Below are 26,903 nucleotides of genomic sequence, written 5' to 3'. Positions count from 1 at the left end.
TTCCTCATTCAGTGTCAACCGTTTATTTTATCCGGTTGCCGCTGTTTTTAATCTTTCCGACCCGGTCACTTCGTGATGTTGTTCACGTTGTTCCCTGTCGATGGAGCGGCATTATAGGGAGTTGGATTTTAATGGCAAGCGAATAAATACAGTTTTATTTCGTTTGCCGTTTTTTTGTCCAGAAGCCGTTATTTCTGCCCTTTTGCTATAAAGGAAGGCAATGCAGCAAGGCTTTCCAGTACCGCATCCGCAGCACTTTCACTTTCCGGGGTTACGGGTTTGCCGGTACGAACTAAAATCTTATGCCCCACTCCTGCAGCAGCAGCTGCCTGCATATCTTCCAGTTTGTCGCCCACCATATAAGAAGAGGCCATATCAATGCCTAGTTCTTCTTTGGCCGTCAAAAACATCCCAGGTTGCGGCTTACGGCAATCACAGGCTTGTGTAAACTCCTTAACCAAGCCTTCAGGATGATGCGGACAAAAATAGATACCGTCGAGATCCACGCCACGATCGGCAAGCGACCAGTCCATCCACTCGGTCAGAGTCAGAAACTGATCTTCAGTAAATTTGCCGCGTGCTATACCGGACTGATTGGTGACCAGCACCAGTAAAAAGCCCATCTCTTTTAATTTAAGACAAACATCGATTACACCGTCGATAAACTGGAAGTTATCGATTTCATGTACATAACCATGATCGACATTCAAAGTGCCATCACGGTCGAGAAAGATTGCTGAAACAGGTTGTGCCACGAATTTGCTCCTGATGGCTGATTAACGGCGCCAGTATCGCATGTTTTCAATGCTTGTGAGAATGCTAACCTGGTTGACTTAGACGTCTAGACGCCTTAGCATCCACGACATGCTACGGGGAAGACCTCCGCAGAGTTAAATTCACCACGTCACGGCAAAAAGACAGAATAAAAAATAATATGATTAAACTTTCTAACATCACCAAGATTTTCCTGCAGGGTTCGCGCCAGATCGTCGCGCTCTCTGACGTGAGTCTTCACGTCCCTGCCGGACAAATTTATGGCGTAATCGGTTCTTCCGGCGCGGGGAAAAGTACCTTAATACGCTGCGTCAATTTGCTGGAGCGCCCGACTAAAGGCCAGGTGTTGGTCGATGGTCAGGATCTGATGTCCTTCTCAGAGAAAGCGCTGACCCGCGCACGCCGCCAGATTGGCATGATTTTCCAGCACTTTAACCTGCTGTCCTCTCGCACCGTTTTTGGCAACGTTGCCCTGCCACTCGAACTCGACAATCTTTCTTCAGCCGATATTAAGAAACGAGTTTCCGAGCTGCTGAGCCTGGTCGGGCTGGAAGATAAGCATGATGCCTACCCGGCGAATCTTTCCGGTGGACAAAAACAACGCGTAGCCATTGCCCGTGCGCTGGCCAGTAATCCAAAAGTATTGCTGTGTGATGAAGCTACCAGTGCACTGGATCCAGCTACCACCCGCGCAATCCTGGAATTACTAAAAGATATCAACCGTCGTCTGGGTCTCACGATTCTGCTGATCACCCATGAGATGGACGTCGTAAAACGCATTTGCGATCAAGTTGCTGTGATCAGCGATGGCAAACTGATTGAGCAGGATAAAGTAAGTGAGATGTTCTCACATCCTAAGACTCCGCTTGCACAGCAATTTATTCAGTCAACGTTGCACCTGGATATTCCGGAAGATTACGCCGTGCGTCTGGTACCTCAGCCTGAAACGGGTCGCGTTCCTTTACTGCGCCTGGAATTTACCGGTCAGTCCGTTGATGCCCCGCTGCTTTCCGAAGCAGTCCGTCGCTTTGACATCAACAATAATATTATCAGTGCTCAGATGGATTATGCCGGCGGTGTAAAGTTCGGGATTATGCTGACAGAAATGCACGGTTCAGAAGAAAATACTCAGGCGGCAATTCAGTTCCTGCATGAGAATCAGGTGAAAGTAGAGGTACTGGGTTATGTCTGAGGCAATGATGTGGTTAATGGGCCGCGGAATCTGGGAAACGGTCATCATGACGCTAACCTCTGGCCTCTTTGGTTTTGTGTTAGGTTTGCCTTTCGGCGTACTGCTGTACGTCACCCGTCCGGGTCAGATTGCAGAGAATAAAAATGTCTATCGCGTGATGTCGGCGCTGGTTAACATTTTCCGTTCCATTCCTTTTATTATCTTGCTGGTATGGATGATTCCCTTCACGCGTATGATTGTCGGCACCTCAATCGGTTTGCAGGCAGCGATTGTCCCGCTGACTGTGGGTGCTGCGCCGTTTATTGCCCGCATGGTTGAGAATGCCCTGCTGGAAATTCCAAGCGGTCTGGTGGAAGCCGCCCGCGCAATGGGTGCAACACCGATGCAGATCATCCGAAAAATCTTATTGCCGGAAGCTCTGCCAGGTCTGGTCAATGCTGCCACCATCACGCTGATCACTCTTGTAGGCTATTCTGCTATGGGTGGCGCTGTCGGTGCCGGTGGTTTGGGACAAATCGGTTATCAGTACGGTTATATCGGTTACGACGCAACTGTCATGAATACTGTATTAGTCCTGCTAGTGGTTTTGGTGTATTTAATTCAATTTTGTGGCGACCGCATCGTAAAAGCAGTCACACATAAATAACGAAACAACAGCTGTAATAGCTACCTGTGAATGATTTATATCCGTTTATTGAGGAAAGGACATGTCTAACAAATTCAAATCCATTGCAGTTGTCGGCGCGCTTCTGGGATCGCTGGCTTTAGTGGGCTGCGGGCCAAAAGAACAAGATCCAAATCACATCAAAGTAGGTGTGATTGTAGGTTCTGAACAGCAGGTCGCTGAAGTTGCACAGAAAGTAGCTAAAGAGAAATACGGTCTTGATGTTGAGCTGGTGACTTTCAATGATTATGTATTGCCTAACGAAGCGCTGAGCAAAGGTGATATCGATGTTAACGCCTTCCAGCATAAACCTTATCTTGATCAGCAGATCAAAGATCGCGGTTACAAACTGGTCCCGGTGGGTAACACGTTCGTTTACCCAATCGCCGGTTACTCTAAGAAAATCAAATCTATTGATGAGCTGAAAGATGGCGACCAGGTTGCGCTGCCAAACGACCCGACTAATCTCGGCCGTTCTCTGCTGCTGCTGCAAAAACAAGGTCTGATCAAACTGAAAGACGGTGTTGGTCTGTTACCGACAGTTCTGGATGTGACTGAGAACCCTAAAAATCTGAAACTGGTCGAACTCGAAGCACCACAACTGCCACGTTCACTGGATGATGCGAAAATCGCTCTGGCCGTAATCAACACCACTTACGCCAGCCAGATCAACCTGACGCCAGAGAAAGACGGTATCTTCGTAGAAGATAAAGAATCTCCATACGTGAACCTGATCGTTGCACGTGAAGATAACAAAGATGCTGAAAACGTGAAGAAATTCGTTCAGGCTTACCAGTCTGATGAAGTGAACGCTGCAGCGAATAAAATCTTCAACGGTGGCGCAGTGAAAGGTTGGTAATTGCCCGAAATCAGGAACCCTACATTTTTCCTGAGTATTCGTTTCTAAGATAGTAGACTCGCAAATACATCTTTTCATAAATAAATAACAAGGCGGGCTTATGCCCGCCTTGTTATTTTCTCAATACCTTGGTTCAATAACGCCACATTCTTTCCTGTAAACATATTAAAAAGCAGAGGATATACCATGCGTGCTTTACCTCTCTGTTTGTCGGCACTTTTGCTGGCGGGTTGTTCCCTGACTCAACACACACAGCCAACCCCCCCTGCGCCTGTTGTAAAAGAAGAACCAAAACCTGTCAAACCAAAGCCGGCACCAGTACGCCCCGCTCCTGTAAAGCTCTATAAAGATGCAGAAGCTTTAGTCGGAACTCCATTCCGTGATCTGGGCGAAGTCTCCGGCGAATCTTGCCAGAGCGCTCAAAATGATGCGCCACCGAGTCTGGCTACTGCACGGAAAAGAATGCTGACCCGTGCATCCTACATGAAGGCCAATGCCGTATTGTTACATCAGTGCCAGATTATCAGCGGCGTACCAGGCTGCTTCCAGCAGGCGATTTGTCAGGGTTCCGCCCTGAACGTCACGTTTAAATGACCTCATTTTCTTTTGAGCAAATAGGGATCATTCACTCGCCCTATAAAGAGAAGTTTGCTGTTCCGCGCCAGCCCGGATTGATCCAGGATGGTGGCGGCGAATTACATCTGCATCCGCCTTATAACCAGCCCGAAGCTGTTCGCGGGCTGGAAGACTTCAGCCATTTATGGGTGATGTTTATTTTCCATCAGACGATGGAAAGCGGCTGGCGTCCGACAGTTCGCCCACCACGTTTGGGCGGGAATGTGCGTACCGGTGTATTTGCCACCCGTTCAACCTTCCGGCCTAATCCGCTCGGGATGTCTCTGGTTGAACTGAAAGGGATTCGCTGTCAGGGTCAGAATGTCATTCTGCAGCTTGGCAGTCTGGATTTAGTGGATGGCACACCTGTTGTGGACATTAAGCCGTATCTTCCCTTTGCGGAAAGCCATCCTGATGCACACGCCGGTTTTGCTCAGCACGCACCTGATGCCGATATGCCGGTAGAATTTTTACCACAGGCTGAACAGCAGCTGGCTGAGCATGCGAGGCAATACCCGCATCTGCGCCGCTTCATCACGCAGGTTTTAGGACAGGATCCCCGTCCGGCTTATCGCAAAGGTGAAGCCACAGCGCGCGATTATGCCGTTCGTTTACTCGAGTTTAATGTCCGCTGGCGGGTCACAGGCTCTGTGAATCAGGTATTGTCCCTCGACAAAGACTAAATTTCCTCTGCCTCTCTTTTGACAATAGCAACTCGCTGGTAAACTAAGCCACTTTTCACGTTTTGGCTGCCCATGGCAGCCCGATTGCAATTTGCAGTGCTAACGGAACCAACACATCATGCGTACTACTCAATATCTGCTCTCTACACTGAAAGAGACGCCAGCCGACGCGGAAGTTATCAGCCACCAGCTGATGCTGCGCGCAGGGATGATCCGTAAACTGGCCTCAGGCCTGTATACCTGGCTGCCGACCGGCTTACGTGTTCTCAAGAAAGTTGAAAACATCGTACGCGAAGAAATGAACAACGCGAACGCCATTGAAGTGTCGATGCCGGTAGTCCAGCCCGCTGATTTGTGGCAGGAGAGCGGACGTTGGGAGCAATATGGTCCGGAATTGTTACGTTTCGTTGATCGTGGCGAGCGCCCGTTCGTACTGGGTCCAACCCATGAAGAAGTGATCACTGACCTGATCCGTAATGAAGTCAGCTCATACAAGCAGCTGCCACTGAATTTCTTCCAGATCCAGACTAAATTCCGTGACGAAGTTCGCCCGCGTTTTGGTGTAATGCGTTCCCGTGAATTCCTGATGAAAGATGCCTACTCATTCCATACGACGCAGGAATCTTTGCAGGAAACTTATGACGCGATGTACGCGGCCTACAGTCAGATTTTCAACCGTATGGGTCTGGATTTCCGTGCCGTGCTGGCGGATACCGGTTCTATCGGCGGCAGCGCCTCTCACGAATTTCAGGTGCTGGCACAGAGCGGTGAAGATGATGTCGTATTCTCTGATTCTTCTGATTTCGCCGCTAATATCGAATTCGCAGAAGCGCTGGCACCCGCAACGCCACGTGCTGCAGCAACAGAAGAAATGCGAATTGTCGAAACGCCGGACGCAAAAACTATCGCTGAACTGACAGAACAGTTCCAGGTTCCGATTGAGAAAACGGTGAAAACTCTGATGGTTCATGCAGCAGCGGAAAGCGGTCATAAACTGGTTGCTTTGCTGGTTCGTGGTGATCATGAGCTGAACGAAATCAAAGCCGAGAAGCTGCCGCAAGTTGCTGCACCACTAACATTTGCAACGGAAGCAGAGATTCGTGAGATCGTCGCGGCTGGCCCGGGTTCACTCGGTCCGGTTAATCTGCCAATGCCAATCGTCGCGGATCGTACTGTTGCTGCAATGAGCGATTTCAGCGCAGGCGCTAACATCGACGGTAAACACTATTTCGGAATTAACTGGGATCGCGATGCTGCGCTGCCAGAAGTAGCCGATATCCGTAATGTGGTAGCCGGTGATCCAAGCCCTGATGGTCAGGGAACGCTGGTCATTAAACGCGGTATCGAAGTTGGTCATATCTTCCAGCTGGGAACCAAATATTCCGAAGCGATGAATGCTACCGTTCAGGGCGAGGATGGCCGTAACCAGTTGATGACCATGGGTTGTTACGGTATTGGTGTGACTCGTGTGGTCGCTGCGGCGATTGAACAAAACCACGATGACCGCGGTATTATCTGGCCGGATGCTATCGCGCCGTTCCAGGTCGCTATCCTGCCAATGAACATGCACAAATCTTTCCGTGTGAAAGATGCGGCAGAAGCGCTGTATAAAGAACTGCGTTCACACGGTATCGATGTGATCCTCGACGATCGTAAAGAACGTCCGGGCGTCATGTTCGCGGACATGGAACTGATCGGTGTGCCGCATCAGGTGGTGATTGGTGATCGTAATCTGGATGCTGAAGAGCTGGAATACAAAAACCGTCGCACTGGCGAAAAACAGATGATCAAACAAAGCGATATCGTGGAATATCTGCTGAGCCAGATCCCGCGTTAAGATCCGCTGATGATCATTTGTCCATAAAAATGCCCGCGTAATGCGGGCATTTTTATTTGTGCTATTCCGCCTGAGCCTAATCGCTTTTACGGGCAGGACTTCGTTGCATCAAACCGTACGTTTTTATCTGCAACCACAGCCTTTTGCACCTGCCCTTCTTCCATTGACGGCTCTGTCATGAAATGCCCGTCCATAGAAAGGAAGACCAGCTGATTGGGGGTTTTACGCGAGGCAAGATACCCTTCTTCCAGCGATTTATTTGCCGACATCGGGAATATGTTGCCTGTCGCACAATCTTTAAAGGAAGCAGCATCGGCGCTGTATTGCATCATTCCGCTCAGTGCCATTGGCGTTTTCGGCAAATTCTGCTGCACCGGCGTCAACGTATAGTTGAATGTGGACGTAATCGGCTCACCGCTTTGATCCAACATTTCCAGATTTTCATCTTTCGGATGGAAATAACGTTTCTCGCCCTGGCTGTCCGTCAGCACCAGTTTATCCGCAGTGCGGGCCCAGCGTCCGTAGCTGGCAAACACCTGATCGCCCTCTTTGCCGCCCTGATATTCCTCCTGAAGGATGTAAGTCCCATCCTGATCCAGGAATAATGACGTCTTCAGGCCACTGCAATCTGCGCACGGCAACACGCCACTGTAACTCTGCTGCATAGCCTGCAAAGGTTTTTCATGATTAAAGGCGGCGGTATGGCAACCGAAGAGTGACAGCGCCCCGAGCGCCAGCACTGCACTAATGATGATTTTTTTCACAGTTTCTCCCCTACTGCTTTTCTACAGTGCCGCGATAAAAATTGTCCTGCAGCACGAAGTTAGGGCTAACGTATTTTGCCCCGTAATGCTTTTGTCGCACCCTTGCGAACTTTACTTTCAACCCGACGAATTTTAGACCCACGAGTCGGCTTCGTCGCGCGGCGCGGTTTTTCTACTACCATCGCCTGTGAAATCAGTGCCCCCAACCGGGCCAGAGCGGCTTCGCGATTCATCTCCTGACTCCGGTATTCCTGGGCTTTGATAATGACCCAACCGTCGGCAGTAACGGAATGATGATTAAAAGCCAGTAAGCGCTCTTTGTAATATTCTGGCAAACTCGACGCTTTAATATCAAAGCGTAAATGGATAGCCGTTGATGTTTTATTGACGTTCTGACCGCCGTTGCCCTGAGCGCGGATCGCCGTTAATTCGATTTCGCTGTCAGGTATTTCCAGTTTTCCTGAAAGGATTAGCACGCTGATTACCTGGCTTCTTTTATGACAGACTCTTTCCATTCAGAAAAATGAATTTCCAAATTACTCTGAGCATCAGAAAGCCAAATAGTTCCGTCCTGCAATGTGGCCTGTAAGTTCATGGTACGGCTGCCAAAAGCAGTCAATTGATTCAGCAACTCATCTTCTAAATAACGGATACGCAGGTTCTCAAAACCTCTGACTTTCCCCTCGATTTGCGACCACCAGACTTTCGCAGCACGCTCACCATACGCATAAAGGACCACCTCACGCGATTGGTTACAGGCTTTTTTCAGACGCTTCTCATCAGGTAGTCCTAATTCGACCCATAATTCGATGCCGTTATGGTCGTTTTTACGCCAGATTTCCGGCTCATCTTCGGCGCTTAATCCGCGGGTAAAAGTCAGTCGTTCGTCGGCATGGTAAATCCATGCCAGCAGACGCAGCATCATGCGTTGTTCTGTTTCGGAAGGATGCTGTGCCAGAGTCAGGCTGGCGTCATGAAAGAAATTACGATCCATATCAGCGATATTGACCGCTGCTTTATAAATGGTTGCTTTTAACGCCATGGTAAACCCCTTGATAATAGACGCACAGTGTACTTGAAAGCATCCTGCTGCGGCCAGTTTTCCCCCGATGGTCATCCGCAATAAAGGCTTTACGCAAACGATTTACCTTTACAGGCCTGCTAATAACTCACACTCTCCTGTGCTATAGTCGTTAAATACTGAGAGCTTATCTTTCTGCGCTTTCCTCAGAGGGATACGCTTTTTAGGGAGAACTTATGCAACAATACTGTGAGTTGGTACGCCGTAGATATTCTGAAATTGCCAGCGGTGATCTCGGATATGTGCCCGATGCGTTGGGCTGTGTATTGAAAGCATTGGACGAAGTCGCAGCAAATGCTGAACTTCCGTCTTCCGTTAGGGACCAGGCGGCCTACGCCGCCGCTAACTTATTGGTGAGCGATTATGTCGATGAATGATGAGTACAAACCCATCAATTGTGATGACTACGATAATCTCGAGCTCGCCTGCCAGCATCACCTGGTTTTGACGCTGAAGATGCGTAGCGGAGAAGTCGTTGAGGCTAAAGCCAACGATTTGTTAATGCGTAAGAAAGTGGAATATCTGGTGGTTGAGGCGAACGGCGAACAACGAGATCTGCGTCTGGATCACATTGAAAGCTTTAGCCATCCGGAAATTGGCACCGTTGTCGTCAGTGCCGAATAGCGACAACCGACGTCAGTTACCTAACGGGCAATCTCAGGATTGCCCGTTTGCATTTCTGAGGCAATATCATTTCAACGACGTCAGACTGGCGTAATACGCTGCCAAATCACTGATATCCTGATCGGATAATGACGCACTAAAAGCCTGCATCACACCCGCCTGCCCGCCACTTCTCTCACCCTTCTTGTAAGCATGCAGTGAAAGCGCCAGATAATCTGCATTTTGCCCTGCCAGATTAGGATAAATCGAATTCATGGCTTTACCCGTTGCGCCGTGACATGCCGAGCAGCTGGCTGATTTAGACTGCCCGTCAACCACATTTCCCCCCGCCAGAGCAGGCAAATTGATCAGCATCGATGCCACTATCCCTGCCAGTGTTCTTCCCATTACTTGCATCACAACTCCCCGGGCAAATAACATCCGCCTCAAATAAACCGTTCTTTCCGTTTATTACGCAGCCGACCAGATGATCCGCCATTGCGCTTCATTATTTTCAGCCCGGGACTGGCGCGTAATAAACCAACCCGGGGCTGCCATCAATTGATCATTGTAATAAACCAAAGGGATACGGCCCCGTTCCCATGGCGGCACACCTAACTCAGACCACAATTTTTTCGCCTGGCGCGCACGATCCCGTCCGACTTTTTCGATATATCCCTGCACCTGAAAACGCACAGTGATCTTTTCGCCAGCACGTGGCTGGCGGATCAAACAGTCAGCCCCCTGCGCGATGAGAACATGATCGGCAATCAGACAGCCCAGACCGTCAGGTAGCGTTAATTTTTCAGCCGGATCCCAGCAGAGGATTTGATCTTTAAGCGACCGGCGTTCTGGCAATACATACAAACGCCCACGGAAACGCCGGACTACCATTTTCCCCAGCACTAACTGCGCCTGGGCATCTTCGCGGCTCAAAGCTACCTCATCCCATATTCTCTGCAGTTGTTCACGCGAAGGCATTCTTGCGCCACGCGATGCCAGCCAGCGACGTAATAGCGCAGAGCGTCTGACGGCTGAAAACGCCTTCAGCCTCTCAACCGACAGACTGCCCTGCTCATCGGTCAATGAAGTGAGAGACTCACTGAGCAACTCATCCAGCAGCGTCTCCTGCTCTGCGCAAAGTGATGCGCTGCGGGCTGTGGCTTGCGCAAAGTGCGGCCAGCGCTGGTAAAGTGCGGGAAAAATATCCAGTCGCAGAAAATTGCGATCAAAGCGGGCATCCCGGTTACTGTCATCTTCAATCCAGCTGAGCTTTAACTGCTTCGCGTATTCTTCAAGCTGCTCACGGCTGAGCTCCAGAAAAGGCCTTAACAAGCGATAACCGTGTATTGAACTGTCCCCGCTCATCGCCGAGAGACCGGCAGGTCCGCTTCCACGTTTAAGCGCCAGCATGAAAGTTTCACATTGGTCATTCAGGTGTTGTGCTGTCAGTAACACTTCACCAGCAGTCAGACTTTCAGCAAATGCCTGATAACGTGCCGTTCGTGCCGCCGCTTCAATCCCACCTTCCTGTGCATCTACCTGCACTTTAGCGACAGAGAAAGGGATATCTCGCTGCTGACAAAACGTCTGGCAGTGTGCGACCCAGTCATCTGCAAACTGGCTTAGTCCATGGTGGATATGCAATGCACGCAGTTCGATATCCGGCAACGCTTTGTCGCGTAACTCAGCCAGTCCGGCCAGCAGTACGGAAGAATCCAGTCCACCGCTGAACGCAACGCAAAGTCTTCGTGCATCACCGATTTTATTGAGCAGATGTTTTGAAAGAAATGTCACGGCCAGTTTTGAACTCATAGGATAATCAGGATTCGTACAGTTCCAGCGGCAAGCCATCCGGATCGTTGAAGAAAGTAAATTTTTTGCCGGTGTAAGGATCAATTCTTACCGGTTCGCAGACAATGCCGGCTTCAGTGAGGGCGGAAATGGACTGTGCGATATCTTCAACGCTGAACGCCAGATGGCGTAATCCGCACGCCTCAGGACGACTTGGCCGGGCTGGCGGTTGCGGAAAGCTGAATAATTCAATGGTGTAATGACCATTAAGCGCCAGGTCAGCTTTCCAGGAATCGCGTTCCTCACGGTAAAACTCCCCCAGTAACGTGAACCCGAGAATGTCACAGTAGAAGTGTTTGCTGGCCTGATAATCAGAGCCAATGATGGCGATATGGTGGATCTGGCGGAGATTAAGCATAGTCATGTCCTGTTGATTTCTGACCTGCACGTTACTCAGGGCGGCCAAACACGTCAATAAAAAGCCCTCCTAAAGAGGGCAGTTTGCTAGCCCGCTTCCGGAAGTTTTAAGACCTTCACCAGATAGCGCCCGTCTTCTGTGAGCCGCGTTCCATGAATATCAGTTTCAAAACCAGGGTAACGCTCGCCTATTGAACAAAGCATAATCAGGAAATCGAGCACAGCCCGACTTTCTTCCGTGATCATCTCGCCCGGCATCACCACAGGTACACCCGGCGGATAAGGCAGGATCATGTTGGCAGACACTTTGCCGACCAGTTCATCAATGTCGCATTCATCAATATGTCCGCGTACCTGATGCTGGAACATTTCGTACGGCGTCATTTTCATTTCCGGCAGCACATCAAATGCTTCCAACATTAAACGCGGCAGGTCGTGACGAACGATCAGTTTGTGGATCCCCTGCGCCAGATCCTGAATCCGCATATTGCGATAAAAATCAGGATCTTCCGCATACAGATCAGGCAGCATATTCTTGACCCGCAAATTGAGATCATAACTGCGCTTAAAATCAGTCAGGCCACGCATCAGACTCATGGATTTGGTTTTATCAATGCCGATACTGAACAGGAAAAGCAGATTGTACGGACCGGTTTTTTCTACCACCACACCGCGCTCATCGAGGAATTTCGCCACTAACGCCGCCGGGATCCCCTGTTCTTCCAGCTTACCCGTTTCATCCATTCCGGGTGTCAGGATCGTCACTTTGATCGGATCAAGATACATATGATCGGTATCGGCGTTGGCAAAACCGTGCCAGTTTTGATCGGGGTTCAGCGGCCAGCACTCGGCTTCATCAATATATTCAGGCTGCCAGATATCAAAGAACCAGCCCTCGGTTTCTTCCCGCAACCGCTGTATCTCCTTACGGAAATGCAGCGCGCGTTCAACCGAGCGGTTAATGAGACGCCGTCCGGGGTTACCGCGCAACATCGCCGCGGCAGTTTCTGCAGAAGCCACAATGCCGTAATTTGGCGATGTTGTGGTGTGCATCATATAGGCTTCATTAAAGGTACTTTCGTTGTAATCACCCTTAATGTGAATCATCGATGCCTGAGAGAAAGCTGCCAGTAGTTTGTGCGTTGATTGCGTTTCGTAAATGACTTTTCCGGGAATGCGCTCGCCGCTCATTCCGCTTTTACCGTCATAAATCGGATGGAAATTAGTGTATGGCACCCATGCAGAATCGAAATGAATCGACGGAACATCCAGTGTGTTTTTGATGTAATCCGTGTTGTACAGCAAGCCGTCGTAAGTCGAGTTAGTGATCACTGCGTGCACTGGCCAGGTAGCATTCTCTGTCTGTGCAATTTTCTCTTCGATGCTTTCGCGGGTGAATTCATGCTTAGGAATCCCGCCAAGAATGCCATACGCGTTGCGATTGGGACGCAAATAGACCGGCACAATATTGGTCATCATCATCAGATGGGCGAGCGATTTATGACAGTTGCGGTCAATCAGCACCGTACTCCCTGCCGGTGCCGCATACATTCCGACAATTTTATTGGCCGTCGAGGTGCCATTAGTGACGATATAACTTTGCTCGGCGCCGAAAGTACGGGCGATATATTCCTCCGCCTCTAGATGCGGACCAGTGTGATCCAACAGGGAACCAAGTTCTGTCACAGAAATCGACACATCGGCTTTCAACGTTTTGGCCCCGAAAAAATCATAGAACAACGTCCCTACCGGGCTTTTTAAAAACGCCGTACCGGCCATATGCCCCGGCGTACAGAAAGTGTACTTTCCTTCTTCTACGTAGGTGAACAACGCTTTAGTCAGCGGCGGCGTAATGGTATCGATGTATTCATCGGTGTACTGGCGGATGCGTTTGGCAATATCCTCCGCCGCACTCAGTGCGTATTCAAAGAAATAGAGCACCATGCGCATTTCATTAACGTCGACGTCCAGCGTCGAATGCGTATTGATGAAAGCGTAAAGCGGCAGATATTCATTCAGCTCATTAATGGCTGTACACAGCTCTTCGCTATGCTGATCCCAGTCGAAAATAGCGCCGCAAATGCGGGCATTATTTTCGATGAGTTTGAGCAGATCCGCGCGATCGCGCGGATAAATGACCTGAAATCCGAGAAGCGTCAGCGCGCTATCCAGTTCACGGATCGGCTCGTCTTTGTAGTAAGCCCCTTCCGGGCGCATGATAGCGATAATATTCATCTGACAAATCCTTCTGTTATTTATTTTCTAAGGTATTTATAGAAACACGGTTAGTGCCTGCTGGGTACCCTTTACCGTTGAGTTTAAAGTGAAATGGGGAAATTTAAGAATGCTGGAAAGATGGATAGATGAAAACGGACAATAAAAAAGGCCACGCAATGCGTGGCCTTTCGAAAATCACGTTCAGGATCAGCAGTAGCCGTAAGTCATCAGACGCTGATAACGACGGTTACGCAGCTCTTCCGTACTCAACACATCCAGATCGCTCAGATCAGCTTCAAGTTGTGCACGCAGAGAAGCAGCCATCGCTTCTACGTTACGGTGAGCGCCACCCAAAGGCTCAGGGATCACAGAGTCGATCAGTTTCAGCTCTTTCAGACGCGGTGCAATGATGCCCATCGCTTCCGCGGCCAGAGGGGCTTTATCCGCACTCTTCCACAGAATTGATGCACAACCTTCCGGCGAAATAACCGAATAGGTGCTGTATTGCAGCATATTAACTTTATCACCCACACCAATCGCCAGTGCACCACCTGAACCACCTTCACCGATCACGGTGCAGATAACCGGGACATTCAGACGGGACATTTCGCGCAGGTTACGGGCGATCGCTTCAGACTGACCACGTTCTTCAGCGCCCACGCCCGGATAAGCGCCCGGTGTGTCGATGAAGGTGATGATTGGCAGTTTGAAACGCTCAGCCATTTCCATCAGACGTAGCGCTTTGCGATACCCTTCCGGGGCGGGCATGCCGAAGTTACGACGAATTTTCTCTTTCGTTTCACGGCCTTTCTGATGACCAATGATCATCACGGCACGTTCGCCCAAACGAGCAATACCACCAACGATAGCTTTATCGTCTGCGAATGCACGATCACCCGCCAGTTCATCAAAATCGGTAAAGATATGTTTGATGTAATCAAGCGTATAAGGACGACGAGGATGGCGTGCCAGTTGGGCAATTTGCCAGGCACCCAGATCAGAGAAAATCTTACGGGTCAGTTCAACGCTTTTCTCGCGCAAGCGTGCAACTTCTTCGTCCAGATTAATATCTAATTTTTCGTCTTGACGGCTGACTGCAGTCAGCGAGTCAATTTTCGCTTCCAGTTCCGCAATCGGCTGTTCAAAATCAAGAAAATTCAGACTCATAGCATTCCTATTTTAGTCAAATTCCAGTTCCACCTGCTCAGTACCGACCAGGCCTCGCAAATCCAGCAACAGTTTGTCCGTTGGCGTAACACGCCATGACGCCCCGAATCGTAGCCGGGCTCTTGCGTTTTCTCGTTGGTAATACAGATGCACTGGTATCGTCCCCGATCGATGTGGTTCCAACGATTGGCGGAGACGGTTCAAAAGCTGGTCATCAATTTGCCTGTCAGTCAGCGAGATAGCAAGACCGCGAGCATATTTTTCCCGTGCTTCACTGATGTCCATTACATCGCGGGCCATCATTTTAAGCCCGCCACTGAAGTCATCAAAGCTGACCTGTCCTGTGGCGATAAGGATACGGTCTTTTTCCAATAAATGCTGGAATTTTTCCAACGCTTCGGTGAACAACATCACTTCCAGACGACCGGAACGGTCATCAAGTGTACAGATCCCAATGCGGTTACCCCGCTTGGTGACCATGACACGCGCAGCGAGGACCAGCCCCACTGCGACGGTCATTTTGCCCCGTTCCGTCGGATGCATATCTTTTAAACGCTGGCCGCCGCCATAACGTTCAATTTCTTTCAAATATTGTGTGATCGGATGGCCGGTCAGATACAAGCCGAGCGTCTCACGTTCGCCATCCAGAACAGTTTGTTCCGGCCATGGCATCACATTCGCGTAAGATTTCTCAACCTGCTCAGGTGCTTCTGCAAGCACACCAAACATATCAACCTGACCAATCGCCTCGGCTTTGGCATGTTGATCAGCGGCTTTCAATGCGTCGCTTAGGGAACTCATCAACGCGGCACGGTGTGGTCCCAGGCGGTCAAACGCCCCGGACATGATCAGCTTCTCGAGAATACGTTTGTTCAGTTTTTTGACGTCAGCACGCGCGCAGAGATCAAACAGTTCTTTGAAATAGCCGCCTTCGTTACGCGCTTCAATAATGGCTTCAATCGGACCTTCACCCACGCCTTTAATCGCGCCGATGCCGTAAACAATTTCGCCTTCATCATTCACGTGGAAATGATACAGACCGCTGTTGATATCAGGCGGTAAAATCTTCAGCCCCATACGCCAGCATTCATCCACCAGCCCGACCACTTTCTCGGTGTTATCCATATCAGCCGTCATTACCGCCGCCATGAACTCCGCAGGATAGTGCGCTTTCAGCCACAGCGTCTGATACGAGACTAAAGCGTAAGCCGCCGAGTGAGATTTGTTAAAACCGTAACCGGCAAATTTCTCTACCAGGTCAAAGATTTTAATCGCCAGTTCGCCGTCAATACCCCGAGATTTGGCCCCCTCTTCAAAACCACCGCGCTGCTTGGCCATCTCCACCGGGTTTTTCTTACCCATTGCACGGCGGAGCATGTCTGCACCACCCAGCGAGTAACCGGCCAGAACCTGCGCAATCTGCATAACCTGTTCCTGATACAGGATGATGCCGTATGTCGGCTCCAGCACAGGTTTCAGGGATTCATGCTGCCACTGGATATCCGGATAAGAAATCTCTTCACGACCATGTTTACGGTCAATAAAGTTATCCACCATGCCGGACTGCAATGGCCCAGGGCGGAACAGCGCGACCAGTGCGATCATATCTTCGAAGCTGTCGGGCTTCAGACGTTTGATCAAATCTTTCATGCCGCGGGATTCAAGCTGGAATACCGCCGTGGTTTCCGAGCGTTGCAGCATGTCGAAGCTTTTTTTATCATCCAGCGGGATGGCCGCAATATCCAGCGGTGCCTCACCGGCTTTCGCACGGCGGGCGTTGATCATCTCCAGCGCCCAGTCGATGATGGTCAGCGTACGCAGACCGAGGAAGTCGAACTTCACCAGACCCGCGTATTCCACGTCATTTTTATCGAACTGCGTGACCGGGTGATTACCTTCTGCGTCACAATAAAGCGGCGCGAAATCAGTGATTTTGGTCGGCGCAATCACCACACCACCGGCATGTTTACCGGCATTACGGGTTACACCTTCCAGCTGACGCGCCATATCGATCAGCGACTTAACTTCTTCGTCAGCCTCGTAAATCTCTGGCAACTGCGGCTCAGCGGCAAATGCTTTTTCAAGCGTCATCCCCGGATCAGGAGGCACCAGTTTGGAAATGCGGTCAACGAAACCGTAAGGATGGCCCAGAACACGCCCCACATCGCGGATCACCGCTTTGGCCGCCATGGTACCGAAGGTGATGATCTGCGAGACCGCTTCGCGGCCATACATTTCTGAAACGTGATCGATAACCCGGTCGCGTTTTTCCATGCAGAAGTCGACGTCAAAGTCGGGCATGGAAACACGTTCAGGGTTAAGGAAACGTTCGAACAGCAGGTCAAACTCGAGCGGATCCAGATCGGTGATTTTCAGGGCATACGCCACCAGAGAACCCGCACCGGAACCACGCCCCGGCCCGACAGGCACGCTGTTATCTTTCGACCACTGGATGAATTCCATTACGATCAGGAAGTAACCGGGGAAACCCATCTGGTTGATAACTTTAAGTTCGATGTCCAGACGCTCGTCATATTCAGGGCGTCTTTGTGCACGAACTTCCGGATCCGGGAATAAAAACTCAAGGCGCTCTTCCAGCCCGATTTTTGATTTTTCGACCAGAAAATCTTCAGTGGTCATATCACCGGTAGGAAACTGCGGCAGAAAATATTCGCCCAGACGGATGGTGACATTACAGCGTTTGGCGATTTCCACGCTGTTTTGCAGAGCTTCAGGCAAATCCTCAAACAGCTCGCACATTTCATCTTCACTGCGCATATATTGCTGTGAAGTGTAATTGCGCGGACGTTTAGGATCATCCAGTGTAAAGCCATCGTGGATCGCAACACGAATCTCATGGGCATCAAAGTCGGTCGGCACCATAAAGCGCACGTCGTTGGTTGCCACCACCGGCAAACCGCGTTCTGTCGCCAGTGCGACCGCCGCATGCAGATAGTTTTCTTCTTCTGCCCGACCGGTACGGATCAATTCGAGATAATAGCGATCAGGGAAATACTGCTGGTAGAAATCCAGGCACTGACTGACTTGCAAATCATTTCCGCGGGTCAGAAACTTACCGACATCACCCATTCTCGCGCCGGACAGCAGGATCAAACCTTCATTGAGTTCTGCCAGCCATTCGAGGTCGACGATCGGCCCGGCTGCGCCGTAACCGCGCTGATATGCTCTGGAAATCAATAATGTCAGGTTCTGGTAACCCTGATTATTCATCGCCAGAACAGTCAGTTGGGCCAGTTCATCACCCAGAATTTCGCTTTGGACATTCAGGTCTGCACCGATAATCGGTTTTACACCTGCGCCATGTGCCGCACCGTAAAATTTAACCAGTCCGCACAAGTTAGTGAAATCGGTAATCGCCAGAGCAGGCATGCCGAGTGACGCTGCGCATTTCACCAGCGGACCGACCTTCGCAAGCCCATCCACCATGGAATAGTCGCTATGTACACGCAGATGAATAAAACGAGGTTCGGCCATATCCAGAGTCCAGAAATGAGTGAATTAAAGGTTTGTGTGCCCGTCTTTTTTAGCAATAAAAACGGGCAGGAACAAATGACGCGTTATGCCAGTCCGAGCGCGCGTTTCACCGGTGAAAAACTTCGACGGTGGTGTGTAGTGGCTCCAAGACGGGCAAGACTTTCAAGATGCACCGGCGTCGGATAGCCTTTGTGCTTCGCAAAACCATATTCAGGGAACTGAAGATCCAGTTCAACCATTTCGCGGTCGCGGGTGACTTTAGCCAAAATTGAGGCTGCGCTAATTTCAGCGACTTTGCTGTCCCCTTTCACTATCGCCTGTGAAGCCATCGGAAGTTTAGGGCAGCGATTGCCGTCAATCAGCACCATATCAGGCGTAATACACAAACCGGCAACGGCTCTTTGCATTGCCAGCATGGTGGCATGCAAAATATTCAGTTCATCAATTTCATGTGGTTCAGCGCGCCCGAGACTCCAGGCCAGCGCTTTCTCTTTGATTTCGATGTATAACGCCTCACGGCGCTTTTCAGAGAGTTTCTTGGAATCTGCCAGCCCGGCAATCGGGTTAGCAGGATCAAGAATCACAGCAGCGGTGACGACTGCCCCCACTAAAGGACCACGCCCCACTTCATCCACGCCTGCAATACAGACAGCTTGTGGATAGATAAATACATCACTCATCGCTTTGCCAGCTCCATGACAGCCTGAGCAGCCTGTTCGTCTGCGTCACGGCGGATACTTTCATGCAGTTCCAGGAACGTCTCACGCAGTTCCCGGCTTTTCTCACCACCAGCCAATAAAGGCAGCAACGCAGCAGAAAGTTTGTCAGGTACACATTCGGTTTGCAGTAATTCGGTGACAATTTCCCGCCGTGCCAGCAGATTTGGCAATGAAACATACGGCGTTTTCACCAGACGTTCCGCCAGCCAGAAAGTGAAAGGCTTCATACGATAACCCACAACCATCGGGCATTTTGCCAGCATACATTCCAGCGCTGCCGTTCCCGATGCCAGTAAAGCGGCATCACTGGCGATCATCGCTTCCCGACCTTTCCCATCGAGCAAATGCGCAGGAAGATCAGGGGCTATTTCAGCCTTGATCCGTTCAAACTGCTCGCGACGTTTGGCATTCACCAGGGGCACAACGACATGTAAATCAGGATAAGTCTGTCGTAGCTGCAAAGCTGTTTTCAGAAAATCCGCGCTGAGCATTTCCACTTCAGCGTGACGACTTCCCGGCAGCAAAGCAAGGCAATGCACATCTTCAGGAATACCGAGTGACAAACGTGCAGCCTGTTTATCAGGATGCAGCGGCATCGCATCGGCCATCGTATGACCAATGAAACGACAGGGAACATTGAATTTGTCATAAAACGCTTTTTCGAAAGGCAGGAATGCCAAAACCAGATCCGTTGCCTTGCCGATTTTGAAAACACGTTTTTGACGCCAGGCCCAGACAGACGGGCTGACATAGTGAATAGTACGCAGACCGCGCTGCTTCAAACGACCTTCAAGCGTGATGTTGAAGTCAGGAGCATCAATGCCCACGAACACATCAGGCTTCAGTTCGCTAAAACGACGGGTCAGATCTTTGCGGATTTTCAACAAGCGTGGCAGCCGTTCAAGAACTTCCACCACGCCCATAACCGCCAGTTCTTCCATCTCGTACCAGGCTTCGCATCCTTCCGCCTGCATCAGCGGACCCGCGACACCCACAAAACGGGCATCAGGATGATGCTTCTTCAAGGCTCGAATCAGCCCGGCGCCAAGAATGTCACCGGACGTTTCACCGGCCACCAGGCCAATTGTCAGAACAGGCTTTTGCATTGTTTTCCGTAGCGCAGATCAGCGAATAATACCGCGCGTTGAGCGGTCAAAGAAATCACTGAAAGGTTTAGCTTTCGGGAATTCAGCCGCGATAGCAGCGATTTCCGGTTGTGCTTCTTCCAGCGTTTTACCGCTGCGGTACAGTAACTTATAAGCATTGCGGATAGCGTGCAGATCGGCTTTTTCGAAACCACGTCGCTTAAGCCCTTCGATATTGATGCCGAAAGGTGTCGCATGGTTACCTTGCGCAATGACAAACGGAGGAACATCCTGAGCAACCCCGGAACATCCACCCACCATCACATGCGCACCGATAATACAGAACTGATGCACTGCCGTCATGCCGCCAATGATCGCGAAATCATCAACCTCAACGTGACCACCGAGGGTCGCGTTGTTCGCCAGAATACAGCGATTCCCAATGACACAATCGTGGGCAATATGTGCGTTAACCATCAACAGGTTATCACTACCCACTTTTGTCAGACCACCGCCCTGAACGGTACCACGATGAATGGTAACGCTCTCACGAATATTGTTGCGATCGCCGACCTCAACGCGTGTTGGTTCACCGGCATATTTCAGATCCTGGTTAATTTCACCAATGGAAACGAACTGAAAGATGCGGTTATCGCGACCAATTTTGGTCACGCCATTAAGAACTACGTGTGATTTAAGCTCGGTGCCTTCACCAATTTCTACCTGGGAACCCACGTAGCAGAAAGGACCGATATGAACTCTGGCACCGATAACAGCACCGTCTTCAACAATAGCGCTTGGATGAATAAAGGCGGTTTTATCAATCATGTATTAAGACTCCCGGCGGCGGGCGCACATCATTGATGCCTCGCAAGCGATCTCGCCATCGACTTTCGCGACACCTTTGAAACGAGCAACGCCACGACGCTCTTTAATGAATTCAACTTCCAGAACCATCTGGTCACCCGGCAGGACCGGACGTTTAAAGCGTGCATCGTCGATTGCTGCAAAATAATACAATTCGCCAGGTTCCAGTTTTCCAACGCTTTTAAATGCCAGAATGCCGGTGGCCTGAGCCATTGCTTCCAGAATCAAAACGCCCGGGAAAATCGGTTTACCCGGGAAATGGCCCTGGAAGAACGGTTCGTTAAAAGAAACGTTTTTCACAGCGCGCAAAAATTTCCCTTTCTCAAAATCCAACACGCGATCAACCAGCAAGAACGGGTAACGGTGTGGCAGTAAATCCAGTATCTCTTCAATATGCAGAGTATGAGTGTCAGTAGTCAAAATACTCTTCCTGTCTATAAAAACTGATGGCATCAATAACACGGCCTGCCAGACCCCAAAAGAAGGTCATCAGGCAGGCCGCAAATAGGAACGTATGTCGCAGGTTCACTCAACGAAGGGAACACAAAGCAGCACCGTAGGTGGTAATTAATCTTTTTCGATTTTACGCTCGACAGCTTTGAGGCGTTTATTCATCTCGTCGATATTCATTACCAATGCAGCCGTCTTACGCCAAACTTTATTCGGTTGTAACGGGATACCGGAGGAGTATACCCCAGGTTCAGTGATTGGTCGCATTACCATTCCCATTCCCGTCACTACGGCCTGATCACAGATTTCCATGTGACCATTGATAACACTGGCTCCGCCGATCTGGCAGTAGCGTCCAATTTTCAGACTACCGGCCATAATAACACCGCCAGCGACCGCCGTATTGTCTCCAATCACGACGTTGTGTGCAATCTGACATTGGTTATCAATGATGACGCCATTGCTAATGATAGTGTCATCCAGTGCGCCACGGTCAATCGTGGTACAGGCACCGATTTCAACACGGTCACCGATAATGACAGTACCTAACTGTGGGATTTTAACCCAATTACCACGATCATTGGCATAACCAAAACCATCAGCGCCGATCACAGTACCTGACTGAATCAAGCACTGCTCGCCGATTTCAACGCGGTGATAAATAGAAACATTGGCCCACAACCGTGTGCCAGCGCCTATTTTTGCCTCTTTACCGATAAAACAGCCTGCACCGATGACAACATTGTCACCCAATACAACGCCTGATTCGATGACTGCATTTGCGCCAACCGAGACATTCTTACCTAATGTTGCACTGTCTGAAATCACCGCACTCGCCGCGATATCCACTGCCGGTGCTGGCGTGGTATCCAGCAATTGCGCCATCCGCGCATACGTCAGGTAAGGGTTTTTAACCACTAATGCCGCTGTAGGGCAAAATGGCAGATCCGCTTCGGTCAACACTACGGCGCCTGCATTGCAGGAAGCCAACTGTTCACGGTAACGGCTGTTTGATAAAAACGTGATTTGCTCAGAGTGTGCGGAATGCATTGAAGCAACGCCGGTGATGGCAATTTCGCCATCACCGTGCAATTGTGCATCCAACTGCTGTGCGAGATCAGCCAGTCGAATTGAAGACATGTTTATTTAACCTGTTTCAGCACATCAGCAGTAATGTCTTTGCTATTGTCAGCATATGCAATGGCATTAGCATCGATAACAACGTCATAACCTTCTTTACTTGCTACAGTTTTCACAGCGTCCTGAATACGGCTCAGGATTTTGTTGCGCTCTTCGCCCTGACGACGACGGTTGTCCTGGTCGAATTGCTGCGCTTTTGCAGAGAATGCTTCACGCTGAGCCATTACGTCTTTTTCAAGTTTAGAACGGTCGCTGGCTTTCATTGTAGAGCCATCGCGTTGCAGACGTTGCATTTTGGTTTGCAGATCACGTTCCTGAGATTGCAAATCTGTCGCACGGCTTTTGAACTCGTTTTCCAGCTGTTTTGCTACAGCTTCACGAGCAGGCATTTGTTGGAAAATACTTGCTACGTTAACGATAGCAATTTTATCAGCAGCCTGAACGCTAGCTGAAGAAGCCATAACTAAACCGAGGCCTGCGGCATATAACCACTTTTTCACTATAAACTCCTTCCATCACCCGTTGTGCCATATGGCACATTAAATTACACAAAACACCTGACATGAAAACAATACACGGGCCGAAACCCGTGTATGAGATTTATCATCAGGCCATTGCGATTCTGCTGGACAACTTCTGCCCGGACAGAACGTTACCAGGTTTTACCAATGTTAAACTGGAACTGTTCTGCCTTATCGCCTTCATATTTCTTGACCGGTTGTGCGTAGGAGAAGACCAATGGTCCAAGTGGAGACATCCACTGCAACGCAAGACCCGAAGAAACACGAATGTTACCTGGTTTACTGTAATCAGGAACGCCTGCCGCAATAGTCTGCGGGGTGTTTTCCCAACCTGTATCCCAAACAGTACCGCTGTCCACGAACAGGGAAGTACGCAATGAGTTAGCGTATTTCTCGCTAACAAATGGAGTCGGAACAATCAGTTCAGCACTCAATACTGCCATTGCGTTACCGCCAACTGCGTCGTTTGAGTTATCAATCGGACAGCCGCTGTAAGATGTGTTAGCCGTAGTACATTTGTAGTATGCCGCTTTTGGACCAATGGTGTTCGACTGGAAACCACGAACACTGCTTGAACCACCGGCATAGAAGTTGTCGTAGAACGGCACTTCTTTACCGCCAAGACCGTCTGCGTAACCTGCACGCGCACGGCCCATCAGCACCCAGTCACGATCCTGATTTAGCGGCATATAACTGGTTGAATCAAATGTAATTTTATAATATTCGTTATCAGAACCCGGAACGGTTACTTTACCGTTCAGACTGGCTTTCGTCCCAGATGTCGGGAAGTAGCCACGGTCGAGATTGTTATAACCCCAGCCGAGGTTGGCGAAGAAATCATTCGCACTAAAGTCAGCATCAGCATTGTCACTGGTGGTCACCGGCGGTTTCAGCCCAACAGAGTTCAGATAACGGAACATAGCGATCTGTGGTTCCATATTGGACAGATCGTTGTGTACGTAATCCAGACCCAGGCGCAATGAGTTATTTTCATTGATTGGGAAACCAAGATTACCGCCAATACCATAACTTCTGTTGGTATAGCTGGACAGGTCCGCATCATCAGCTTTGAAGTCGTTATAGAAGATACGACCACCCAGACTTACGCCATCAACGGTGAAGTAAGGGTCAGTGATAGTGAATTCTGCATATGTCTGGTAATCGTTTTTAGTACCGCTGATGCCAACAGAATTACCCGTACCCAGCCAGTTATCCTGCTGGACACCCACCTGGAAGCTGACACCACTCTCAGTACCGTAACCCACACCAAAGTTGAAGCTACCGGTGTTACGTTCTTTCACTTTGTAGACAACATCAACCTGATCAGGCGAACCTGGAACACGCTGCGTATCAACATCAACCGTTTCGAAATAACCCAGACGGTTCAGACGCTCTTTACCTTTATCGACCAGATCGTTGCCCAACCAGGCACCTTCCATCTGACGCATTTCACGGCGCAGTACGCTGTCCTTACTGGTGTCATTACCTTCAAAACGGATATGACGTACATAGAAACGGTTCCCCGCATCAACGTTGATATGCAGTTTGACGGTCTTGTCTGCATCATTAATTTCTGGCTGTGTAGTCACACGCGGATAGGCATAGCCATAACGACCCAGCATCTGCTTGATGTCGTTTTCCATTTTGGTGACTTTGGCGCCGTTATACAGTTCGCCTTTATCAATTTTAGTCAGGCTTTGAACTTCTGCTGAGTGACCCGCCATGCTGCCAGTCACTTCAACGCCAGAAAGTTTGTATTGCTCACCTTCTGTGATGTTCAGCGTAATGTAGATGCCTTTTTTGTCCGGCGTCAGGCTGACCTGAGTCGAATCAATGTTGAAACGGGCATAACCGCGATCCAGATAGAAACTACGCAGGGTTTCAAGGTCACCCGCGAGTTTTTGTTTCTGATATTTACGGTCACCGACCACGTTCCACCATGGCACTTCATCACGCAGCTGGAAGCGTGAAATCAGATCATCGGTCGTAAAGGCATGGTTACCAACAATGTTGATCTGCTGAATTTTGGCAGAAACACCTTCGGTGAAGACCAGCTTCAGATCAACACGGTTACGTGGCAAAGGGGTCACAACCGCTTTTACCGATGCACTGTATTTACCGACGCTGTAATAGAAGTCTTCGAGACCTTTCTCGATGCTGCCGATGGTTGTACGGTCAAGGGCTTCGCCAACACGGACGCCAGAGGCCTCCAGGTTTTGCTTCAGCATGTCATCTTTCACCGATTTGTTACCGGAGAAAGTAATGCTGGCAATAGTTGGACGTTCTTTGACCTGAACAATCAGAGAATTTCCATCGCGCAGGACACGAACATCCTCGAAGTTGCCAGTGGCAAACAATGCACGAATGGTATTACTGATATCATCGTCAGTCACCGTATCACCGACGCGAACCGGCATATTGAGTAACGCCGCACCGACGGCAACTCGCTGCAGGCCTTCGAAATGAATATCTTTCACTACGAAACCGTCTGCACCGTATACGGTGGCGCTGCCAAACAGCAGCGACGCTATGAGCAACTTTTTGATCGCCATCGTTGTTATGCGTTCTTCCTAACCTAATCTCCGGCCTTAAAGACGGGAGAAATCATTGAAAAGTGCAAGCCCCATCAACAACACCAGCAAAACTGAACCAATGCGGTAACTGAAGTCCTGAACTCGCTCGGAAACTGGCCCACCTTTAAGCTTTTCTATTGCGAGAAACAGCAGGTGTCCACCATCTAATACCGGTAATGGGAAGAGGTTGATGATCCCCAGATTGACACTAATGAGTGCCAAAAACGTGAGGTAAGACACCAAACCATATTCAGCTGACATTCCTGCGCCCTGTGCGATGGATATTGGGCCACTCAGATTGTTCAGCTTCACATCTCCGGTAATTAACTTACCCAGCATGCTCACTGTGAGTTTCATCAGTTGCCAGGTTTTATCCCCGGCCTCATAAAACGCCACAAACGGGCCATACTGACGGATTGTTTTATATTCATCAGGCAGCGGTATCACTTTCGGTACCACACCAGCAAAACCCTGTATCTTGCCTTTACCTGCGGACTTCGTGTCCGGCGTCAGCGTTAACGCGACGGGATTCCCCGCCCGCTCAACTTCCAGTGCAATTGGTTTACCCGGATTGTCACGTACCTGTATGACAAACGACTGCCAGCTTTCCAGAATCTGACCATCGACTTTAACGATCCTGTCCCCGGCTTGCAAACCCGCCTTTTGCGCGGCTGAATCTGGCTGCACCTCCTGCAGAACAGATTCTATCTGCGGCCCTCTGGGAATCATCCCCAGAGACACCACCGGATCCTGCTTTTCAGGATCAAACTGCCATTGACGCAAATCCAGAGTTTTCTCAACGACCTGGGACGAGCCAAATTGCGCCACATCAACCGTCGTTTGATCATCACCAATTTCGCCGACTAACGCCATACGAACTGAATCCCAATCAGGCGTTTCGATACCCGCAACAGATTTTAGTTCCATTCCGGGTGAAATATTGGATTGTGCGGCAATTGAATTTGCAGTGACATTTGCCACGACAGGACGCACGCTCGGCACGCCGATGACGAAGATCAGCCAGTAAGCAAAAACAGCAAAAATGAAATTGGCGATCGGCCCGGCGCTGATGATAGCAGCGCGCTGCCAGATTTTTTTGTTATTGAAAGATTGGTGGCGGAATTCAGGCGCTACAGCCTCGACGCGCTCGTCGAGCATCTTAACGTAGCCTCCGAGAGGAATGATGGCCAGAACATACTCTGTTCCCTGACGGTCAGTCCGGCGCCATAGCGCGCGTCCAAAACCGACAGAAAAACGTTCGACACGCACACCACAACGACGAGCAACCCAGAAATGGCCGAACTCGTGCACGGTGATAAGCACCCCCAATGCGACGATAAAGGCGGCCAGGCTCCAGAGTATGTTCATCATATGTCTAACTATTCC

26 protein-coding genes are annotated in these 26,903 nt (G+C 50.0%); 8 read left to right on the top strand and 18 right to left on the bottom strand.

What is annotated here, in order from left to right; genetic code table 11:
• Window positions 1–188 precede the first annotated feature (188 nt).
• A complete protein-coding gene (gmhB, locus tag GW591_RS22595; protein ID WP_166861390.1) occupies window positions 189–755 on the bottom strand; it encodes a D-glycero-beta-D-manno-heptose 1,7-bisphosphate 7-phosphatase in 567 nt (188 codons plus the stop codon).
• Between the two features lie 179 nt (window positions 756–934).
• On the opposite strand from gmhB, the gene metN reads away from it, so the two are divergent.
• The 6 genes from metN to proS all read left to right on the top strand — a co-directional run bounded on the left by metN (window position 935) and on the right by proS (window position 6,624).
• On the top strand, window positions 935–1,966 hold the full coding sequence (gene metN, locus GW591_RS22590) for a methionine ABC transporter ATP-binding protein MetN (RefSeq protein WP_013574224.1): 1,032 nt from the start codon (window positions 935–937) through the stop codon (window positions 1,964–1,966).
• The gene (locus GW591_RS22585; RefSeq protein ID WP_166861388.1) at window positions 1,959–2,612 is read left to right on the top strand and encodes a methionine ABC transporter permease MetI; all 654 of its coding nucleotides are present in this window, start codon (window positions 1,959–1,961) and stop codon (window positions 2,610–2,612) included. Before metN ends, GW591_RS22585 begins: the two co-directional genes overlap by 8 nt.
• Window positions 2,613–2,673: 61 nt before the next feature.
• Window positions 2,674–3,489, top strand: coding sequence for a MetQ/NlpA family lipoprotein (locus GW591_RS22580; RefSeq protein ID WP_013574222.1), 816 nt, complete (start codon window positions 2,674–2,676; stop codon window positions 3,487–3,489).
• Between the two features lie 186 nt (window positions 3,490–3,675).
• Window positions 3,676–4,083, top strand: a complete 408-nt coding sequence (gene rcsF / locus GW591_RS22575; protein WP_112197849.1) for an Rcs stress response system protein RcsF — start codon at window positions 3,676–3,678, stop codon at window positions 4,081–4,083.
• Window positions 4,080–4,787 (top strand): tRNA (N6-threonylcarbamoyladenosine(37)-N6)-methyltransferase TrmO, encoded by a 708-nt coding sequence (gene tsaA / locus GW591_RS22570; protein ID WP_013574220.1) that lies wholly within the window; start codon window positions 4,080–4,082, stop codon window positions 4,785–4,787. The genes rcsF and tsaA overlap by 4 nt, the downstream gene beginning before the upstream one ends.
• 118 nt (window positions 4,788–4,905) lie before the next feature.
• Window positions 4,906–6,624: a proline--tRNA ligase gene (proS, locus tag GW591_RS22565; protein ID WP_121020167.1), complete on the top strand. Its 1,719-nt coding sequence runs from the start codon at window positions 4,906–4,908 to the stop codon at window positions 6,622–6,624.
• A gap of 86 nt (window positions 6,625–6,710) precedes the next feature.
• On the opposite strand, the gene nlpE is transcribed toward proS, so the two are convergent.
• From nlpE to GW591_RS22550, 3 genes are all read right to left on the bottom strand, one after another.
• Entirely contained in the window at window positions 6,711–7,388 is a 678-nt protein-coding gene (gene nlpE / locus GW591_RS22560) for an envelope stress response activation lipoprotein NlpE (RefSeq protein ID WP_015689434.1), read from the bottom strand.
• A 65-nt stretch (window positions 7,389–7,453) separates the two neighbouring features.
• On the bottom strand, window positions 7,454–7,903 hold the full coding sequence (arfB, locus tag GW591_RS22555) for an alternative ribosome rescue aminoacyl-tRNA hydrolase ArfB (RefSeq protein WP_153376608.1): 450 nt from the start codon (window positions 7,901–7,903) through the stop codon (window positions 7,454–7,456).
• A complete protein-coding gene (locus GW591_RS22550; RefSeq protein ID WP_013574216.1) occupies window positions 7,870–8,430 on the bottom strand; it encodes a YaeQ family protein in 561 nt (186 codons plus the stop codon). The genes arfB and GW591_RS22550 overlap by 34 nt, the downstream gene beginning before the upstream one ends.
• A gap of 215 nt (window positions 8,431–8,645) precedes the next feature.
• On the opposite strand from GW591_RS22550, the gene GW591_RS22545 reads away from it, so the two are divergent.
• A complete protein-coding gene (locus tag GW591_RS22545) occupies window positions 8,646–8,846 on the top strand; it encodes a YaeP family protein (RefSeq protein ID WP_013574215.1) in 201 nt (66 codons plus the stop codon).
• Window positions 8,833–9,093, top strand: a complete 261-nt coding sequence (rof, locus tag GW591_RS22540; protein WP_119261296.1) for a Rho-binding antiterminator — start codon at window positions 8,833–8,835, stop codon at window positions 9,091–9,093. The genes GW591_RS22545 and rof overlap by 14 nt, the downstream gene beginning before the upstream one ends.
• A 66-nt stretch (window positions 9,094–9,159) precedes the next feature.
• Here the strand turns inward: rof and GW591_RS22535 are convergent, their stop codons facing one another.
• The 14 genes from GW591_RS22535 to rseP all read right to left on the bottom strand — a co-directional run bounded on the left by GW591_RS22535 (window position 9,160) and on the right by rseP (window position 26,888).
• On the bottom strand, window positions 9,160–9,489 hold the full coding sequence (locus GW591_RS22535; protein ID WP_112197851.1) for a c-type cytochrome: 330 nt from the start codon (window positions 9,487–9,489) through the stop codon (window positions 9,160–9,162).
• Between the two features lie 54 nt (window positions 9,490–9,543).
• Complete coding sequence (tilS, locus tag GW591_RS22530) at window positions 9,544–10,887, bottom strand: tRNA lysidine(34) synthetase TilS (protein WP_112197852.1); 1,344 nt, start codon at window positions 10,885–10,887, stop codon at window positions 9,544–9,546.
• A gap of 7 nt (window positions 10,888–10,894) precedes the next feature.
• The gene (locus GW591_RS22525) at window positions 10,895–11,284 is read right to left on the bottom strand and encodes a VOC family protein (RefSeq protein ID WP_015689431.1); all 390 of its coding nucleotides are present in this window, start codon (window positions 11,282–11,284) and stop codon (window positions 10,895–10,897) included.
• A gap of 86 nt (window positions 11,285–11,370) precedes the next feature.
• Window positions 11,371–13,518: a lysine decarboxylase LdcC gene (locus GW591_RS22520; RefSeq protein ID WP_015689430.1), complete on the bottom strand. Its 2,148-nt coding sequence runs from the start codon at window positions 13,516–13,518 to the stop codon at window positions 11,371–11,373.
• 189 nt (window positions 13,519–13,707) lie between these two features.
• A complete protein-coding gene (gene accA, locus GW591_RS22515) occupies window positions 13,708–14,667 on the bottom strand; it encodes an acetyl-CoA carboxylase carboxyl transferase subunit alpha (protein ID WP_013574209.1) in 960 nt (319 codons plus the stop codon).
• A gap of 12 nt (window positions 14,668–14,679) precedes the next feature.
• Window positions 14,680–18,162 carry a DNA polymerase III subunit alpha gene (dnaE, locus tag GW591_RS22510; protein ID WP_013574208.1) on the bottom strand — a complete coding sequence of 1,161 codons (3,483 nt, stop codon included), beginning with the start codon at window positions 18,160–18,162 and terminating at the stop codon, window positions 14,680–14,682.
• 83 nt (window positions 18,163–18,245) lie between these two features.
• Window positions 18,246–18,842 carry a ribonuclease HII gene (gene rnhB, locus GW591_RS22505; RefSeq protein ID WP_037035141.1) on the bottom strand — a complete coding sequence of 199 codons (597 nt, stop codon included), beginning with the start codon at window positions 18,840–18,842 and terminating at the stop codon, window positions 18,246–18,248.
• Window positions 18,839–19,987 (bottom strand): lipid-A-disaccharide synthase, encoded by a 1,149-nt coding sequence (lpxB, locus tag GW591_RS22500; RefSeq protein ID WP_037035142.1) that lies wholly within the window; start codon window positions 19,985–19,987, stop codon window positions 18,839–18,841. The genes rnhB and lpxB overlap by 4 nt, the downstream gene beginning before the upstream one ends.
• Before the next feature lie 18 nt (window positions 19,988–20,005).
• Complete coding sequence (gene lpxA, locus GW591_RS22495; protein ID WP_013574205.1) at window positions 20,006–20,794, bottom strand: acyl-ACP--UDP-N-acetylglucosamine O-acyltransferase; 789 nt, start codon at window positions 20,792–20,794, stop codon at window positions 20,006–20,008.
• Between the two features lie 3 nt (window positions 20,795–20,797).
• Entirely contained in the window at window positions 20,798–21,286 is a 489-nt protein-coding gene (gene fabZ, locus GW591_RS22490; RefSeq protein WP_086935265.1) for a 3-hydroxyacyl-ACP dehydratase FabZ, read from the bottom strand.
• A gap of 114 nt (window positions 21,287–21,400) precedes the next feature.
• Window positions 21,401–22,423 carry a UDP-3-O-(3-hydroxymyristoyl)glucosamine N-acyltransferase gene (gene lpxD, locus GW591_RS22485; RefSeq protein ID WP_013574203.1) on the bottom strand — a complete coding sequence of 341 codons (1,023 nt, stop codon included), beginning with the start codon at window positions 22,421–22,423 and terminating at the stop codon, window positions 21,401–21,403.
• 2 nt (window positions 22,424–22,425) lie between these two features.
• Window positions 22,426–22,923: a molecular chaperone Skp gene (skp, locus tag GW591_RS22480; protein ID WP_013574202.1), complete on the bottom strand. Its 498-nt coding sequence runs from the start codon at window positions 22,921–22,923 to the stop codon at window positions 22,426–22,428.
• A gap of 152 nt (window positions 22,924–23,075) precedes the next feature.
• Complete coding sequence (gene bamA / locus GW591_RS22475) at window positions 23,076–25,496, bottom strand: outer membrane protein assembly factor BamA (RefSeq protein WP_013574201.1); 2,421 nt, start codon at window positions 25,494–25,496, stop codon at window positions 23,076–23,078.
• 36 nt (window positions 25,497–25,532) lie between these two features.
• Window positions 25,533–26,888: a sigma E protease regulator RseP gene (gene rseP / locus GW591_RS22470; protein WP_013574200.1), complete on the bottom strand. Its 1,356-nt coding sequence runs from the start codon at window positions 26,886–26,888 to the stop codon at window positions 25,533–25,535.
• Window positions 26,889–26,903 lie beyond the last annotated feature (15 nt).

The sequence above is a fragment of the Rahnella aceris genome, from assembly GCF_011684115.1.
GTDB lineage: Bacteria > Pseudomonadota > Gammaproteobacteria > Enterobacterales > Enterobacteriaceae > Rahnella > Rahnella aceris.
Note: the sequence above shows the minus strand (reverse complement) of the source record. Positions and strands in the feature narration are given on the sequence as shown.

Excerpts from the sequence above, each read along its gene's own strand:
- dnaE (WP_013574208.1), bottom strand. The coding sequence starts at position 18,162 with ATGGCCGAACCTCGTTTTATTCATCTGCGTGTACATAGCGACTATTCC.
- tilS (WP_112197852.1), bottom strand. The coding sequence starts at position 10,887 with ATGAGTTCAAAACTGGCCGTGACATTTCTTTCAAAACATCTGCTCAAT.
- GW591_RS22535 (WP_112197851.1), bottom strand. The coding sequence starts at position 9,489 with ATGCAAGTAATGGGAAGAACACTGGCAGGGATAGTGGCATCGATGCTG.
- rof (WP_119261296.1), top strand. The coding sequence starts at position 8,833 with ATGTCGATGAATGATGAGTACAAACCCATCAATTGTGATGACTACGAT.
- GW591_RS22525 (WP_015689431.1), bottom strand. The coding sequence starts at position 11,284 with ATGCTTAATCTCCGCCAGATCCACCATATCGCCATCATTGGCTCTGAT.
- GW591_RS22520 (WP_015689430.1), bottom strand. The coding sequence starts at position 13,518 with ATGAATATTATCGCTATCATGCGCCCGGAAGGGGCTTACTACAAAGAC.
- GW591_RS22545 (WP_013574215.1), top strand. The coding sequence starts at position 8,646 with ATGCAACAATACTGTGAGTTGGTACGCCGTAGATATTCTGAAATTGCC.
- GW591_RS22585 (WP_166861388.1), top strand. The coding sequence starts at position 1,959 with ATGTCTGAGGCAATGATGTGGTTAATGGGCCGCGGAATCTGGGAAACG.
- GW591_RS22550 (WP_013574216.1), bottom strand. The coding sequence starts at position 8,430 with ATGGCGTTAAAAGCAACCATTTATAAAGCAGCGGTCAATATCGCTGAT.
- metN (WP_013574224.1), top strand. The coding sequence starts at position 935 with ATGATTAAACTTTCTAACATCACCAAGATTTTCCTGCAGGGTTCGCGC.
- bamA (WP_013574201.1), bottom strand. The coding sequence starts at position 25,496 with ATGGCGATCAAAAAGTTGCTCATAGCGTCGCTGCTGTTTGGCAGCGCC.
- rseP (WP_013574200.1), bottom strand. The coding sequence starts at position 26,888 with ATGATGAACATACTCTGGAGCCTGGCCGCCTTTATCGTCGCATTGGGG.
- rcsF (WP_112197849.1), top strand. The coding sequence starts at position 3,676 with ATGCGTGCTTTACCTCTCTGTTTGTCGGCACTTTTGCTGGCGGGTTGT.
- arfB (WP_153376608.1), bottom strand. The coding sequence starts at position 7,903 with ATGGAAAGAGTCTGTCATAAAAGAAGCCAGGTAATCAGCGTGCTAATC.
- rnhB (WP_037035141.1), bottom strand. The coding sequence starts at position 18,842 with ATGAGTGATGTATTTATCTATCCACAAGCTGTCTGTATTGCAGGCGTG.
- tsaA (WP_013574220.1), top strand. The coding sequence starts at position 4,080 with ATGACCTCATTTTCTTTTGAGCAAATAGGGATCATTCACTCGCCCTAT.
- lpxA (WP_013574205.1), bottom strand. The coding sequence starts at position 20,794 with ATGATTGATAAAACCGCCTTTATTCATCCAAGCGCTATTGTTGAAGAC.
- lpxB (WP_037035142.1), bottom strand. The coding sequence starts at position 19,987 with ATGCAAAAGCCTGTTCTGACAATTGGCCTGGTGGCCGGTGAAACGTCC.
- accA (WP_013574209.1), bottom strand. The coding sequence starts at position 14,667 with ATGAGTCTGAATTTTCTTGATTTTGAACAGCCGATTGCGGAACTGGAA.
- fabZ (WP_086935265.1), bottom strand. The coding sequence starts at position 21,286 with ATGCCATCAGTTTTTATAGACAGGAAGAGTATTTTGACTACTGACACT.
- GW591_RS22580 (WP_013574222.1), top strand. The coding sequence starts at position 2,674 with ATGTCTAACAAATTCAAATCCATTGCAGTTGTCGGCGCGCTTCTGGGA.
- lpxD (WP_013574203.1), bottom strand. The coding sequence starts at position 22,423 with ATGTCTTCAATTCGACTGGCTGATCTCGCACAGCAGTTGGATGCACAA.
- proS (WP_121020167.1), top strand. The coding sequence starts at position 4,906 with ATGCGTACTACTCAATATCTGCTCTCTACACTGAAAGAGACGCCAGCC.